Consider the following 17,036-nt stretch of genomic DNA (forward strand, 5'->3'; position numbering starts at 1 on the left):
TCAGTTGTATAAAACTACTTTGTCGGAAGTCAGGTCTCCCGACTTCAAGCTATCAAAACCTGAAAAAAATAAAACAGTGTTGACAAAATGAAAAATGTCAAAAACCAACTTGAATGAAAAATAACTACCCACATATTATACTCTTACTCCTCATCCAGATTTTTTGGGCATCCAAGGCCTATGCCAAAAATATGGTTTGGCCGATTAATCCGATTGACTCTACCAAAACCAAATCTGCCTACCAACAACAGTTAGCTCTTCTACAGCAAAACAGCGATATGGGTAGCAGTATTTTTGGCGCAAAAAAATCAAATGTTCCCTCCCCCCCTGCCTCCGAAGACCCCGAAGATTTCGGGGGAGAGGAAGGCACAGGGGCTGGGAGGAGGCTTTTCCCCCAACTCGACAAAGCCATTGAAACCAACTCATTTTATCACAGCCTTACCACTCAAAAACCTGAATTCAATCAAGCCTATCTCAAGGCTGAATTTTCGGCAAACCCAAAGGTCGATACCTTGGTGGCCCAAGCAAAAAAGGCCTTTGAAGCGATCAAAGAATTGGGCAATTTTGTTGATATCATAACAGGTGACGAACTCTTGAGACTCCCCGTGGGCCTGAGCAAAAAAGATCCTACTTCGGGCAACAGTGTCGAACTTGCAATAACCGAGGTTCAGTTTACCCCCCAGTATGCCGAATTCAAGGCCTGGGCAAAGCTGATTGTGCCCTTTAAGGGCAGTGATGGCCAAAAAAGTCGTGAGCTCTATTTCGGGGCAGAGGGGGTCAAACTTTCCCATGACGGGGCCCTTATCGACGGTATGCGCTTAGTGCTCTTGGGCAATCAACCCATCGCTTTCAACGGCGATAATTGGTTGCTCACCCTGAAAGGAGGAATTGATTTAAAAACAGCGGCTTTCAACGACCAGTCGTTTGTAGAGTTTGACTGCGAGGGGCTGAAATCCGTGGGGCTTGAAGGCGACCTGCGCATTTCACGAAATGTCTTGTTGCCCATTGATGACCAGGGCAACTATGTTTGTGGCAACAGTGCCGGCAACCAATTCACCGAAGGAAATACCATCGACAACCAATGCTATGTCGGAGCATCCTTCAATGTCAAAGCCGATGGCTGGAACGACCTCTTGATGGAAATATCCCTTCCCGATTTTGAAGTCACCGGTCTCAAGGGCTGGGGCTTTCAACTGAAAAATGTCGTGCTGGATATGAGCGACCTACGGGGTGCATCGAACATGACCTTTCCGGCTTCCTACAGCCAGTTGTATCCCAGCGGCGACCAAAACTTATGGCGCGGCATCTATGCCGAAGAAGTAAGTGTTACCTTGCCAAAGGGCATCGAAAATACTAAGACTGCCAATAGAAGGGTCAGCTTTGGAGCGAAACAGTTGTTGTTGGACAGTCAAGGTGTCTCAGGCACTTTCTACGGCGAAAATGTATTGAAAGCAGGCGATGGTGCCGCCGGCAAATGGGGCTTTACCATTGATGATGTCAGTATCAGCCTGCTTGCCAACACCCTGACGGGAGGTTCCATTGGCGGTGACATTGCAGTGCCGATTACCGAAGAACCCATGGCCTATGAGGGTTATATTGCCCCGCGGGAATATGGCCTGAGCGTCACCCTACAATCTACCTATAAGACTCCTGTGTTTTTGGGTGAAATGCAACTGGCCCGAAATTCAAGTGTGGCCATCAAGGTGAAGGAAGATAAGGTCTATCCCTACGCCAACCTTACGGGCAGTCTTTCCATAGCGGGTAAGATCGGCCAAGAGACCTACACCTCGACACAGAACAATGCTGATGATGCATCGGGAGCTTTTAATTTCAAGGGAATTGTCTTTAAGGAATTGGAACTTCAGACCGAACCTGGCCAACCGACCATACAGGCCAAAGAATTTGGTTTCAACGGTGAGATGGATGTCATGAAGTTTCCTGCCTCGGTATCGAACCTTCAACTGGTCACCCCCGGCAACGACCAAGCGGGCCTTTCCTTCGATTTGACCATTAATTTGGATGAGAGCGGTTCGCATGCCACTACAAGTATGGATATTTTGGGTAGACTGCCCACGGATGCACCCATACAAAAGTGGGAATTCGAGAAAGTAAAGGTCGATGGCATCGAAATCGACTATGAAAAAAGCGGGGTGCAACTTACAGGAAGCCTTGAAATCATGGATGATGACCCCACCTACGGTGATGGATTTTCAGGTGAACTCAAGGCCAACATCAAAAAGCTCAACTTCTCGGCGAATGGCAAGGCCATGTTCGGTACCAAAGACTTCCGGTATTGGTTTGTGGATATCTGGACGGATGCCAATGAAAGCGCTAGCAACAGTAAATTGTTGATCGATTCTTTCGTGGGCGGCCTCTCGAACCGAATGCGAAAGGTCAGTGGCAACAGCAATGGTTTCACCCCTTCAAGTGCCATATACGAGCCTGATGCAAATACAGGTTTGGGTTTGCGGGCCGGGGTAAAAATCACCACACAGAATGCCGAAAGTTTCAGTGGCCGCGCCTATCTAGAAATGGAATTCAACACCCATGGCGGTCTCAACCGCATCGGTTTTATGGGTGAAGGGGCGTTCATGGGCAAAAGCGATGTGAATACCCAAAGTTTGGATGACCTCGAAAAAACCCAACAACAGGTCAACAATTTTATCAACGAGAATACACAGACTGCCCAAGAGCTGACCAGATATGGCAATTATATGGAGCTGTCAAAGCAGGCCATTCCAAAAAGCCAAGTGGCAAAAGAGGGTAAAATCGGGGTCTATGTGGGCATCGAAAAAGACTTTGTGAACGATACCTTCGATGGCGAATTTGAACTGTACCTTAACCAAACGGGCATACGTGGGGGCGGTGAAGACAACTTGGCCGGCTATGCCAAAATGCACACCAGCCCAACGGATTGGTACATCTATATAGGCACTCCCCAACGGCGCATCTCACTGGTATTTTCCCTTAAAGCGGTCGAGCTTGAAGTGGGTGGTTATTTTATGACGGGAACCCAATTGCCCTCACAACTGGACCCCCATCCACAGGTGGTCAAGATATTGGGCAGCGATATTTTGAATGGCAATAGAAGGGAAAACCAATTGCAGGCCGGTAAGGGTTTCGCTTTCGGTCTCAATTTTGCCTACCGAAAGAACTATGAATTCTTGATTTTTTATGCCTCGTTGGAAGCTGGTGCCGGTTTTGATGTGATGCACGCCTATTACCCCGACGCAAAATGTAAGGGCCGTAGCGGGCCCGTGGGCAATGACGGCTGGTACTCCATGGGGCAGGTTTATGCATATCTCTACGGTGAATTTGGGGTCAAGGTCAATCTCTTGTTCATCAAAGGAAAGTTTCAAGTGGCCGAAGCCGGGGTATCGGCCATGTTACGGGGGCAGTTTCCGAACCCGGTCTATTTACAGGGGTATGTGGGCATGTACTATAATATTTTGGGCGGATTGGTCAAAGGTCGTTTGCGCCTAAAGGTAGAAATGGGTGAAGAATGTGAACTCGAAAATATTGCCGATGCCGTGGGAGTGCCCATTATTTCTGATGTGACCCCAAGGGATAAAAGCGATGATGTTTCGGTATTTACAGCACCGCAGGCCGTTTTCAACTATGCGACCAACCAAGACTTTTCGGTTGAACTCGATGGCGGCCAACGCACGTTCAAATTACAGCTGAAGAATTTCAAAATGACCTCTCAAGGCAATACCATCTCCGGGGAACTGGAATGGAACGACACCAATGATGCCGTAACTTTCAAACCTGAAGAAACACTGCCTTCCGAAAAAGAGGTCAAGGTCACGGTCGAGGTCAGTTTTGACGAAAAGATTGGTGGTTCGTACCAGACCCTTATTGAAGATGGCAAGCCTGTTGTTGAGAAACGTGAAGTGGTCTTCACAACGGATAGGGCCCCAGACTACATTCCTTGGGAGAATATCGCCTTTCTGTATCCCGTGCCTGAACAACGGAGCTTTCATCCCGAGGAATTCAAAAAAGGATATGTGCAATTGATCACGGGCCAGAACTATCTTTTTGAGGGTGGATTTGAAATGCGCGGTGAATTTGTGGCCAACGGGCAGGGCAAACGCACCGATCTGTCCTATAGTGCTTCACAGAAACAGGTGGTTTTTGACATCCCCGAAATGCAGACCTCCACTCCCTATCAGTTGAATTTAGTGGTATTTCCACCAGGTCAGGATGTGCCCTCTGACATCGTGGTAGAGGAAACCGAAATCGCCTACGGTGAAGAAGCGGGGGACACCAACTGGTTTGACCCATCCAGCGGTCAGCAAGAAACGACCAATACCTCGGCCACAGTAGTGATCAGCAACAAAAAAGCGGCCAATGTGACCATTTCAAACGGAGCGCCCAAAACCATACTAGAATATGCGTTTCAAACCAGTGTACACCTCAGTTTTGGCGATAAGGTACGTTCGTTGAACGTGACCAACAACCTGACGAATTTTATCTATGCCGATGTGCACTCGCTTTCCATCAAGGTGGCTGATTATGAATATTTAGAAAAAGTTGAAATACTCGGTGGAAAATATACCGCGTCAAAACCACTGGTCTATGCCGAGGCTGTTTTGAAAGACCGCTATTATAAGAATGAAATCTATCCGTTACTCTATGAAGAGTATCCACTTAACGGCACCATTCGGGTAGATCGCGACGAGCAGGTTCTGGGCGTGCCCCCAATACGTTCTTTTTACATTGGCAATGAATATTTGGCAAATCTTGAGAACAATCCATCATCCGCATGGGTGAAAAACAGGGTTCCTTTTGTCTATAACCTGCCCTATCAGTATAAGGCCGACCATGTGCATTTTCGAAATGAAATCCTGAACCGCTATGCCAATTCAGCGGCGACACAAGCCATGTATGACCGCTATAAATACCTGTTGACCGCATTTCCCCCGTTACCCTTGGGCAATTATAAATCAAAGTTGGTATATCGAACCCCAGGGGGCTTGTATGAAAAAGGATATGATATTGAATATGTAAATGATTGATGTTGGATGTTAGAAAGAAAATCAGCGTGAAATCAGAATGCCAAATAGTGTTGAAAAAGTTGTCACTGCTTTTTATACTATTTTTGGGATGGAATACCTACGGCCAAGACACCGCTTCGGTACAGGTAATCGCCCGTTCACTGCCTGAGAAGGTCATGCTACGTTGGGCGGTTGACCAGCCCTTGGCTTGGAAAAAGACCAACGAATACGGTTTTTGGGTCGAACGGGCAACCATTTCACAAAATGGAGAAGCCGTACTGCCCCTTGAGAAAACAGTGCTTACCCTTGCCCCCATCAAACCTGCCCCGTTACAAGCTTGGGAAGCCTTGGCAACGACCGACCAAAATGCGGCCGTAGTGGCACAGGCGCTTTACGGGGACACCTTTGAGACCACGGCCCCCACTGGCGGAGCCCTTGCAGAAATTTATGCCGTGAACGCGGCACTCGAACAGCGATTTACCTTTTCACTTTTGGCCGCTGAGCAGAACTATGAAGCAGCCAAGCTGGCTGGCTGGGCCTACGAAGACAACAGTATACAGCCGAACGAAAGCTATCTCTATACCATTAAAGTAGCCTTGCCCCATGATAGCCCCTATCAAATTGCGGATGGAGCGGTCTATGCAGGGGCAGACCAATTTGAAGCCTTGCCCAAACCCATTGGTCTGGCTGCTGTTTTTGGGGACGGCCATGTCGCCCTGAGTTGGAATTTTAACCTGTTGCAAAATACCTACACAAGATATAGCATCGAACGCTCTGTCAACGGTGTCGATTTTGAGACCCTCAATCGTGCACCCATATTCAATGCACAGCAATCACAGGAGACCTCTGATATTTCGCTGTTCTTCAATGATTCCATTCCCAATGGAAAAACGTATTATTATCGTGTTAAGGGCAGGACCGCATTCAATGAGACGGGGCCGCCCTCTGATATCGTCGAGGGCCAAGCCACACAACAATTGGGATTCGTACCTCGAATCAATCGCAAAATCTTACCGACTGATGATTCAGTGATTTTAGAGTGGGAGTTTGATGAGAAAGGCAATGAACTCATATCGGGCTTTGAGTTGCGCCGTGCGAATACCATTCGGGGGCCTTTTGAGACGGTACAGCAAAAACTACCCGCAACATCCAGAAAAACAAGCTATTCCGGATTAGGGCGAATCAACTATTTCGCCATTGTGGCCATGGGCAAAAACGGAGTCGAAAGTGAGTCTTACCCCACTATGGTACAGCCCGTGGATTCAGTACCGCCAGCACCACCATCAGGTCTTGGGGGCACCATTGACACGCTTGGCGTGGTTCGCTTACAGTGGAGTACCAATATTGAGAAAGATCTAGGGGGGTATAGGATATACCGCGCCAATAATCCCGATAGTGAGTTTAACCAGATTACCAAAACTGCTGTCAATCAAACCGTATATATCGATACCATTGCGGTCAAAAACCTCAATGAAACCATTTACTACAAGATTCTGGCCGAAGATCAACGGTACAATGCCTCTGAGTTTTCAGATATCTTGGTATTGGAGAAGCCTGATTTGAGTCCGCCTTCGCCTGCAGTGCTCCAAAGCTACAAGGTCACCGATGAAGGGGTACAGCTGAAATGGATACCGAGTAGCAGTAAAGATGTTGCTAGCCATTTGGTCTATAGAAGAGACTTGTCCGTTGGAAACGCGTTATGGGAGCCTGTATATAAAAATACCCTTATAACAGAGAACACCTTTACGGATACCAGTGTCAAAAACGGACAGGCCGTTGCCTATACCATTGTGGCACAAGACAGCACAGGTTGGGAAAGCTCGCCCAGCAATCCGTTGGAAGTGGTCGTAAGGTCGAAAAAAAATCCTGAGAATGGCATCAAATTTTCAGCGACGGCGAACAGAGAGCTACGGTTCATTGGCCTATCATGGCGCCAAAAAAATGTGGAAGTCATTGAATGGCGTTTGTACCGTGGGAGGGAGGGAGAACCTCTAAAACTGTACAAGACACTCGATGGCACGACCAAAACGTTTAACGATACTGACTTGGAAATCAATACAGACTATGTCTATGGGTTACAGGCAGTGTCTAAAAGTGGAGTGGTTTCGGGGATTGAGAAAGTCAATGTGAAATATTAAGACTATGAAAAAATATATAATTGTTTTACTCATATTAATCTGTACATATGTTTCTGGTCAAGTAAAGTATAAAGTTGAATACGATTATGATTTGGTTGCCAATTCTTCTTCTGTGGGTGCTGGTGCATCCATTGAAGTTTATGTAACTGCTCGTCTAGCAAATGGCTCCTCAGATGCCTCTTTCCTTGTTACTGCGTTTGGAGCACCAGGGCCTCGAAATATAAAAAGAGAGGCCATACTGGAATATAATAGTCCAATTCAAAGTTTTGATGTATTTCATTTCGCTTCAAGTGGCAATCCCACCTGTCCAAATAATGGCATTACAAAAAACTTTCCTTTTTCAGGATCTGAGTGTACTTTTTTACCATTTGCAACAAGTGATTTTAACGATTGTGTTTTTTTTCAACAAAATGGACTTCAACGGTTATTTCCTCTAGACGATTTTGTAACTGCTAATCCCGATTTTTCTGAGACGATACCCGTTTGTGAGGGCAGAGATATAGTAGTTAGCAACTACTGCGGATTTAAATATAAAGTTGAGGCAAGGATAGGAGCAGGAAGTCCAATCACAATTGTGCCCTATCGAGAAAATCCAAGAATTTTTGAATTAAATATTGATGATATTCCTGGTTTGGATGTGAATGAGTTGTTTGAAATCAGAATCCATTACACTGAAAACCCTTCTCCTGAAGAAATTTCAGAATGGATTTCTTCAAGTTTTATAGCCTGTTCACCTGAACTCCAAGGTGCCCCAGTAACTAAAAATGAAACTTGTTCAGATTCAAATGACGGTAGTGCAACCTTAACATTCAACGATAATGTTGATGCCACTAATGGATATGAAATGCGATACTATATCTATCAGAATACCTCAGGTGCTGCGTCGCCGCAAGATGCTTTTCAAGGTAGCACTGATAATCCAAATCCACCACAGGCCTACGAGGATTTAAGATTGGGTGCATTGATTGACAACGGTGATGGGACTTTCAGTGGTAGTACCGAAGAAAATCTCGAGTCAGGACAATACTACATTTTATATCAAGAAGTAAATTACAATACTAATCCAGTGACCGTAAAAAGTGGAGAATTGACTCCAGATTTTTTTACCATAAATAGTCCCTCGCCTGTTCAACTATCTGTAGTTAACGTAGTGCAACCTCAGTGTACCGGAGAAAGCGGCTCGGTTACCTTATCAGCAACAGGGGGAGATGAATTTGAAACGGGTACTTATGAGTTTTCAAATGATAGTGGGGCAACATGGCAGTCTTCACCAACATTCAATGACTTAGAGCAGGGTGATACCTATGATTTTTCCGCACGCTTGGTGCTTTCAGAAAATTGCTCGGCCATCAATACAGAATCAGTTACCATCAACACCGTCACAAATAGCCTTACCATTAATGCAGGATCAGGTTTCTTACAACAACCCAGTAATCCGACTGCCAATGATGGTAGCCTTCGAATCATCACCAACAATGGGGTTGCGAATTACACCTATGAACTTTTTAATGCGGCCAATGACCTAAAAATAACTGAAATCGTAAGTGTCAATACAACAGAAGATTTTACGGCATTGTCCGAAGGCACTTACTATGTCGTTGTCACCGACGGCAATGACTGTTCCGATACCAGTGCGAATATTACCTTACAGGCGGCCCCTATCCCCATTTTGGGCACTCCCGTCATTAACGAAATTTCATGTTTGAATGCAGCGGATGGTTCCATTACCATACCTGTTTCGGGTGGGGCTACACCATACACTTACCAGTGGATCCGCAATGGTACCTTATTTGATTTTGGCACTTCCTCGGATAGTAAGTTTGCACTATCCAATTTGGATGACGGCACCTACGAATTGACGGTTGTATCAGCGGGGGTAGACATCAGCAATACGGCAGCCGCTGCACAAACGTCCATATTCTTGGTCGAACCTGCTGAGGTCCGTATTGATAATATCATTGCAAACCCTATCAGCTGTAATGGTGCGGCGGATGGTTCCATTGCGCTTACATTGTCAGGAGGAACCTCGTATGAATATCTTTTAAGTGATGATATTCTTTTCACAGGAGCGGTATGGACGACCTTGCCCGCTTCCAATATTATTACAATACCCAACGGGGGCACGTACAATTTGATCATCCGAAATCAAAACAATTGTGAATCTACTGCAATTACAGGTGTTTTCATCAATGAACCCGATATTTTGGCCGTCAGCGAATTGGCCCGTTCAAACATCACCGTTAACGGTGGCAATGATGGTTCGATAACGATTGACGTACAAGGCGGAACCACGCCCTACACCTTCAACTGGACAGGCCCAAACGGATTCACATCTTCCAATCAAAATCTTGATAATCTTATTCCTGGAGATTATGAAGTGGAAGTTACCGATGCGAATAATTGTATAGCTAGTTTGCCTCAACCCATCACCCTTACGGAACCCGGCCCCCTGCAAATCATCAGCTTGAACGGTACCGATGTCAATTGTTTCGGCGAGGCGTCGGGCAGCATCACCGCAAACGTTAACGGCTTGCCGCCCTTTAACTATGTCTGGGAGCGACAGGGCGATGCCGGCTTTTCGGCACCGAACGCCCCTACTATTGAAAATCTGCCCGTGGGCACCTATACCCTGCGACTGACCGATGCATCGGGCGACCCCGAAGTCACCGATACAGTCATTATCAGTGAGCCTTTGGAAATACTTGCCGCAACTGCCACCACGACCGATGCGACCTGCTTTGATGGTGCTGACGGAGCTATTCAAATAAATGCCTCAGGCGGCATCGCACCTTATGAATATTCGCTGGATAACGGGGCTACTTTTCAGGCAAATCCTGTTTTCACGAGTCTCACGCCCAATGCTTACGAGGTATTGGTGCGAGATGCCAATCTATGTACCACAACTGCCAGTCCAACTATTGGTCAACCGCAAGAGCTATCGTTGGTCGTTGATGAACAGCGAAGCTTGACCGCAGCGAATACCGATGATGGGGCAATTTCAATCACGATTACAGGTGGTACGCCCCCTTACACCTATGAATGGTTTGCCGATAATGGGTTTGCTTCCACAGATGAAGATATTACCAATCTGGCTGGAGGCACCTACACATTAATTGTTCGAGATGCCAACCAGACCAATGATGCTGACGGTTGTACGTTGGTCAGGGATTTTGTGATTGCAGAACCTGGAGAATTAGGGGTCACTACACAAATTACCACAGCTTTGGAATGTTTCGGTGATGCTTTTGGTGAAATTATGGCCACAGCTCAAGGCGGTGTGATTCCGTATACGTATACTTGGTTTGAAGTTGCAAACGGAAACAATATAGATTTAGGGGTAGCAGACGAAGCCATCGACAATCTATCGGTGGGCGAATATTTTGTCCGTGTAACGGATGCCAATAACATTACTGTCGATTCTGATATCGTGAGCCTGACCGAACCCAATCCGTTGCAAATAAGAATTGATTCGGTCACGGATGTTCAGTGCAGCGGTGAAGAGACTGGGGCCATTGACATATCTGTAGAAGGGGGCACACTGCCCTATCAATATTTATGGAGCAACGGTGCTGCCACCGAAGATTTAGTAAACCTTCCCCAAGGAGAATACACCATCGAAGTGGTTGATGGCAACGGTTGCTTTGTCCAAGAAACCGTTGTGGTAGATACGCCACTAAATGCGCTTCAAATTGATAGTGCTACCGTTACCAACGTTTCCGAGTATGCAGGAAACGACGGCAGTATTGTGCTCGATATCTCTGGAGGGCTATCCCCCTATATCATTTCTTGGACAAGACTTTCAGATAATGCGGATCTTGGTGACCAACCTACACTATCGGGGCTAGTGGCCGATACCTATCAAGTACGCATTTCTGATGCCAATGGATGTTCAGTAACCGAAACCTATGAAATTGAACAACCTGATATTATAGATGCTACCATCACCCCACCGACATGTTCTGGTGATTCTGATGGAAGCATTTCACTGGTCGTCAACCAAGGTAATGGCACATTTGCCTACAATTGGAGTACAGGTGCAACGACAAATACAATTTCTGGCCTGGTTGCAGGAAGCTATACGGTAACGGTGACCGGTTTTGACGAAGGGCCATTTACCCGTACCTATGTTCTGCAAGATCCTTTGCCATTGCAAGTGGGGCTGGGTGGTGATCGAGTGCTCTGTGCAGCACAAGAATTGTTCTTTGATGTCACCGTAGATGATGCGACTGCAACCTACGAATGGACATCCAATAATGGTTTTTCTAGTACAGAACCTATGGTTACGATTACCGATAGCGGTATATACACCATTACCATAAATACGGCAAGTGGTTGTACGGCTTCAGAAAGTATCACAGTAGACGTTGCTGATGAAGAAATCAGTGCTGAATTTGCAGTGTCAAGCCAAGCATTCGTAAATGAATCTGTAATTGCTGTTGACATCAGCTACCCAATACCCGAGACAGTGGAATGGATTGTTCCCGAAGAGGCGACCATTGTAAAAAATGATTCCGACGAGCTGGAGCTGGTTTTTTCAGAGGCGGGTGAGTATGAAATCGGCATCATCACTTCGGTCGGGCAGTGTATTGCGACACAGACCAAAAAAATCCTGATTGTAGAAAAAGACACCACCATAACTGATGAAGGTGAAACGGACATCACTAAAAATATCGATGATTTTATAATCTACCCCAATCCTACTGATGGTAGGTTCACGGCAAGTATTACGTTGACCGAACAGGCGAATATCAGTGTCAAAATCTTCAGTTTTGCCAACAATGCCCTAATGGCTTCGGCCAAAGAGCGGGGAGCGAGTTCGTACGCTATTCCTTTTGATTTATCAGGAATGCCTTCAGGCGTTTATGTGGTTTTATTGGAAACCCCGTATGGAAATAGACTACAAAAAGTGGTCAGGAGGTAAAAATTAAACCTTTCAGGTTTTAGAGCCCTAAAGGTCTATCTATTTTCTGGGAGGATGCTATATTGAATTCCTTCCTTTGGAGGAATAGGGGGAGGCTTAATCTGCCAACACAATCACTTTATTGTCTTTCATTTCAACCGTGCCACTTGTAATCGACAACACTGTTTCGCCGTTGGCTCCTTGGGTAAACTTATTTTGAAACTCCTCGTCAATCTCAAGGTTACCCTGAACCTTCACATTGCCTTCTTGTAACAAAGAAACAATGGGGGCATGGTTCTGTAGCATTTGAAACTCACCATTGATACCGGGTACCGTAACAGAGGTTACTTCACCTGCAAACAAAGTCGCTTCTGGGGATACTATTTCTAAATACATGTTTTATAGTTATGAGTGTTGAGCTATGAGTGATGAGTCTATTTTTTTGAAAACTCTGAACTCTTCATTCGTAACTCTTAACTAAATTAAGCTTCCGCCAACATCTTCTCACCAGCCTCTATGGCATCCTCAATGGTTCCTTTTAGGTTAAAGGCAGATTCAGGAAGGTGGTCCAATTCACCATCCATAATCATGTTGAATCCTTTGATGGTATCTTTAATGTCAACCAATACTCCAGGAATACCGGTGAACTGTTCTGCCACATGGAAAGGCTGTGATAAGAAACGCTGTACACGTCGCGCACGACCTACGGCCAACTTATCCTCTTCAGACAATTCTTCCATACCCAAAATGGCGATAATATCCTGTAATTCTTTATACCGCTGCAACAGCTCTTTTACACGCTGCGCACATGCGTAGTGCTCTTTACCCAAGATTTCAGGGGTCAAGATTCTAGAGGTGGAATCCAATGGATCCACTGCGGGATAGATTCCCAACTCGGCAATCTTACGAGACAATACGGTGGTAGCATCCAAGTGGGCGAAAGTAGTCGCAGGTGCGGGGTCTGTCAAGTCATCCGCAGGAACGTATACTGCTTGTACCGATGTAATCGATCCTCGTTTTGTAGAGGTAATCCGCTCTTGCATGGCCCCCATTTCGGTGGCCAATGTAGGTTGGTAGCCCACTGCTGAGGGCATCCTCCCCAAAAGGGCCGATACCTCAGAACCTGCCTGTGTAAATCGGAAAATATTATCCACAAAGAACAATACATCCTTTCCTTGGCCATCTCCCGCTCCATCACGAAAGTATTCTGCAATCGTCAACCCTGACAACGCCACACGGGCACGTGCTCCAGGGGGTTCGTTCATCTGCCCGAAAACGAAGGTTGCTTTTGATTCTTTCATGGCCTTTTTATCCACCTTGCTCAAATCCCATCCGCCTTCTTCCATAGAGTGCAAGAAATCATCGCCATACTTGATAATGCCCGATTCCAACATTTCGCGAAGCAAATCATTTCCTTCACGGGTACGTTCACCAACGCCTGCAAAAACCGAAAGACCACCATGGCCTTTAGCGATGTTGTTGATCAATTCTTGGATCAAAACGGTCTTACCTACCCCGGCACCACCAAACAAACCGATTTTACCCCCTTTGGCATAAGGCTCAATAAGGTCGATAACCTTGATCCCCGTAAAAAGAACCTCGGTAGAGGTTGAAAGATCTTCGAATTTCGGAGCTTCACGGTGGATTGGCAATCCGTTATCTCCTGTTTTTGGGAGGTTTTGCATACCGTCAATGGCATCACCGATTACATTGAAAAGTCGACCGTAGACATCCTCACCTATAGGCATCTGAATGGCGTTACCCGTGGCTACAACGTCTACCCCACGGCTCAATCCGTCTGTAGAGTCCATCGAAATGGTACGAACCGTGTTCTCACCGATATGCGACTGTACCTCAAGTACCAGTTTTGAACCGTCTTCTTTATCAATTTCCAAAGAATCATAAATCTTCGGAATCTCAACTCCCGATTCAAATTCAACATCGATGACGGGTCCGATTATCTGGGCAACTTTTCCTGTAACTTTGGCCATTACTTCAAAATTTCGATTATTTCAAATTTCCTTGGGGAAACGTTCTGTTTTTTCGGGCGCAAAGATAGGTTATTCCCTTTTTAAACTGAAACTTATTGAACGGTTTTTTCGACAAGAAAAAGGGTGCTGAAAACAGCACCCTTTTTTATCATTTTATTGATTTTAAGTCTTATGGATTTATGGTCCACGATATGTAATAAATGGATCCTATAAGACCAGAGCCGACAGCTGTAAAATACTCATCGCCCAAAATGTTCGAGCCTCCCGCTTTGAATACCGATTTGATACTTGGCACCGTATAGTTGATCTGGGCATCCAAAACGGTATATGCAGGAACGTTGCCATCGGCAAAAGAAGCCTCCCAGAAGAAGCTGTCACTCCAACGGTAGTTCACACCAAAGCCAAAGTTTTTAAATAAATCAGTCTTACCGAAAGAAGCCTTCACCTTGTGTTCAGGTGTATTAAAGTTTGTTCGTATGCCACGCTCTCTCAGTTGTTCTGCATCCTCAAGTTTGGTATATGTGTAGTTGACACCCAAGTCAAAACCTTCGATTTTTGTATCAACACCTATTGTACCTCCGTAGGAAGTTATCTCCTCCGATGAATTGGTATATACTTGATAAACTTCTCTATCACCATTCTGCAGTGCCAATAACGATAACCCACCATCTCCAGCTTCACCATATAGTGGCACCAATACTTGTGTTTGGGAAATAAAGTTATCGTAGCTGTTGTAATACCCACTGGCATCAATGGTGAATTTACCCAATTGGGCACGATAGCCCAATTCATAGGCTGTTATTTCTTCTGGTTGCACCAATGGGGTGTTCACTGCGGTTGGATTACCGGCTTGTGCTGAGCTAGCAGAAAAAGCATTCTCATAGGCGGCCCTGCCTACCACCTGAACCGTTGGTGAACCTGTAATGGTCTGGCCCTGTGGACTGACATCGAATGTTCTGACATCCCTATCTAGATTGTCGGGGGCAGAACCCACCAAAATTGCCACTCCGGCATCCAACCCGATAAATAAATCTTGCGTGGTCGGGTTTCTGAAACCTTGCTGTACCGAAGTCCTTATATTATGGTTGCGATTTTCACCCAAAGTAACAGATAGACCCGCTCTTGGAGATACAAAACCATCAAAAAATTCATTTTTGTCATAACGACCAGAAACAGTCAATTTTAATCTATCGTCAACAAACTTTTTCTGCAACTGGGCATAGCCCCCGTATTCATTATACGTAATCGGTCCATCGATATCGGTAAAGATGGTGCCTTGGGAATTCAATTCATATTCCCTAAATGAACCACCTAGCTGAATATCGGCCCAATTGTCAATGAGATGGGCAATATTATAATTTCCATTTACATGACGGAATTTGGTATTATCAATAAATTTTGAACCCGTCGTCAAATCTCCATCATTTGTCACTGTATTGAAAGCGCTTTGAAATTCTGGTGTGCCAGGAATCAATCTGCCTGTATCAGCGGCGACCCTAGCAGCGGCATGGGCTTGCTCGTCTGTTGCCTGAACACCTGTACCCACCCCTAATTTTGCACCAATAAATGTCTGTGCATATTCCGTAAACCATTGTGTATCTGATTTCCATCGTCTATTGATATTGATTCCCGTAAACCGGGTATCATAGGCATCCCCAGAATTCTCTGCTACTATATATCCGCGAATGAAGAAATTATCATTTCTTAATTCCAGTTTATGCTGTTGCATTTTGAACCCGGCTACAGAATAACGATTTGCGCCTTGGTAGATGGTGGTTCCACGGCCAATTCTACCATTATAAATCAATTCCAAATCATCGCCGAAAGGCCGATAGTGCAATGCCCAATCTGCTTTTACACTTTGGGCATTATAATTTGCCAAATCACGCTCATCATAACCTGTTCTTGTAACAAATGCAGACCCAACTGTACCCGTGGGCAATCCTGCCGCTGCATCAAAATTCAGCAAAGTACCCACTTCATCCCCATACACATTTAATCCATCGTAGGCTGGATTTGTTCTATCTGCCCCAGGATTGTTAAGGTCCTCTCTACTGGTTGCATGCCAATCCTCTCCTTGTAAAATCGAGAAACTGGTCTTGATAGCAAACTTATCACTAAAGGCATGGGCCGCTCGAATACCAACATCATAGTAGGCATTGTCGCCTGCAGCTTCTTGGGAAGTAATACCTGTTTTGGCATAGGCACTGATGCCTTGAAAGTCAAAAGGGTTTTTACTTCGCATAAACAGGATGCCGTTAAACGCACCAGCTCCGTACAACGCTGAAGAAGCACCAGGAAGTATTTCAACACTTTGTACATCCAACTCGTTCATGCCGACCAGGTTACCGAGTACAAAGTTGAGGCCTGGTGCGGTATTGTCCATTCCATCCACCAATTGCAAGAATCGTGTGTTTGCGAATGTGGCAAAACCTCTTGTGTTGATGGATTGAAAGGTCAAACTGTTCGTGTTAATGTCGACGCCCTTCAAATTTTGTAATCCACCATAAAATGATTCTGCCGTTGTATTCTGAATTTCGCGAATGCCAAACCGCTCTACTGAAACAGGGGATTCAAAAATACGCTCAGGTGTTCTCGAAGCCGAGATAACAATTTCGTCTAGTATGGTGGACACCTCGCTCAACGTGATTGTCAAAGATTGGTCTGCTGAGTTGACATCTACCACCGAATCGGAATACCCTACACTGGTTACCCTGATTTGAAAAGGAAATACTTCAGAAGTTTCAAGAGTGAAATTTCCATCGAAATCGGCAACGGCTCCCTCTGCTTTTCCGATAACAATTACGTTGGCATTTGGTACAGGATTACCCTCTTCATCGACCACTTTTCCAGTGATTGTGGTTTGGCTATACGCGGTGAGACCAATCAACATGAAAAGAGCAACAATTACATTTTTCATCACGTTTGAATTTGTGTTAAGTTAGTTTAAACTAAAGGTTATAATTGGGGTGGAATATACATTTTTTTTCATTTCAAGTTTCGAAAAAAC

General features: G+C 45.4%; 6 protein-coding genes. 3 read left to right on the forward strand and 3 right to left on the reverse strand.

Annotated elements, in window-relative coordinates:
* Positions 1 to 113 precede the first annotated feature (113 nt).
* From AAAH86_RS13440 to AAAH86_RS13450, 3 genes are read left to right on the forward strand one after another with little or no spacing between them, the layout of a single operon-like run.
* Complete coding sequence (locus AAAH86_RS13440) at positions 114 to 5,018, forward strand: hypothetical protein (protein ID WP_343488163.1); 4,905 nt, start codon at positions 114 to 116, stop codon at positions 5,016 to 5,018.
* A complete protein-coding gene (locus AAAH86_RS13445; RefSeq protein WP_343488164.1) occupies positions 5,018 to 7,135 on the forward strand; it encodes a hypothetical protein in 2,118 nt (705 codons plus the stop codon). The genes AAAH86_RS13440 and AAAH86_RS13445 overlap by 1 nt, the downstream gene beginning before the upstream one ends.
* A gap of 4 nt (positions 7,136 to 7,139) precedes the next feature.
* The gene (locus AAAH86_RS13450; protein WP_343488165.1) at positions 7,140 to 12,056 is read left to right on the forward strand and encodes a T9SS type A sorting domain-containing protein; all 4,917 of its coding nucleotides are present in this window, start codon (positions 7,140 to 7,142) and stop codon (positions 12,054 to 12,056) included.
* A 96-nt stretch (positions 12,057 to 12,152) separates the two neighbouring features.
* Here the strand turns inward: AAAH86_RS13450 and AAAH86_RS13455 are convergent, their stop codons facing one another.
* The 3 genes from AAAH86_RS13455 to AAAH86_RS13465 all read right to left on the reverse strand — a co-directional run bounded on the left by AAAH86_RS13455 (position 12,153) and on the right by AAAH86_RS13465 (position 16,946).
* Positions 12,153 to 12,431 carry a F0F1 ATP synthase subunit epsilon gene (locus AAAH86_RS13455; protein ID WP_343488166.1) on the reverse strand — a complete coding sequence of 93 codons (279 nt, stop codon included), beginning with the start codon at positions 12,429 to 12,431 and terminating at the stop codon, positions 12,153 to 12,155.
* An 86-nt stretch (positions 12,432 to 12,517) separates the two neighbouring features.
* The gene (gene atpD / locus AAAH86_RS13460) at positions 12,518 to 14,026 is read right to left on the reverse strand and encodes a F0F1 ATP synthase subunit beta (RefSeq protein ID WP_343488167.1); all 1,509 of its coding nucleotides are present in this window, start codon (positions 14,024 to 14,026) and stop codon (positions 12,518 to 12,520) included.
* Between the two features lie 169 nt (positions 14,027 to 14,195).
* Positions 14,196 to 16,946, reverse strand: a complete 2,751-nt coding sequence (locus tag AAAH86_RS13465; RefSeq protein WP_343488168.1) for a TonB-dependent receptor — start codon at positions 16,944 to 16,946, stop codon at positions 14,196 to 14,198.
* Positions 16,947 to 17,036 lie beyond the last annotated feature (90 nt).

Origin of the sequence: Allomuricauda sp. d1 (genome assembly GCF_039592695.1) — a bacterium.
Taxonomy (GTDB): domain Bacteria; phylum Bacteroidota; class Bacteroidia; order Flavobacteriales; family Flavobacteriaceae; genus Flagellimonas_A.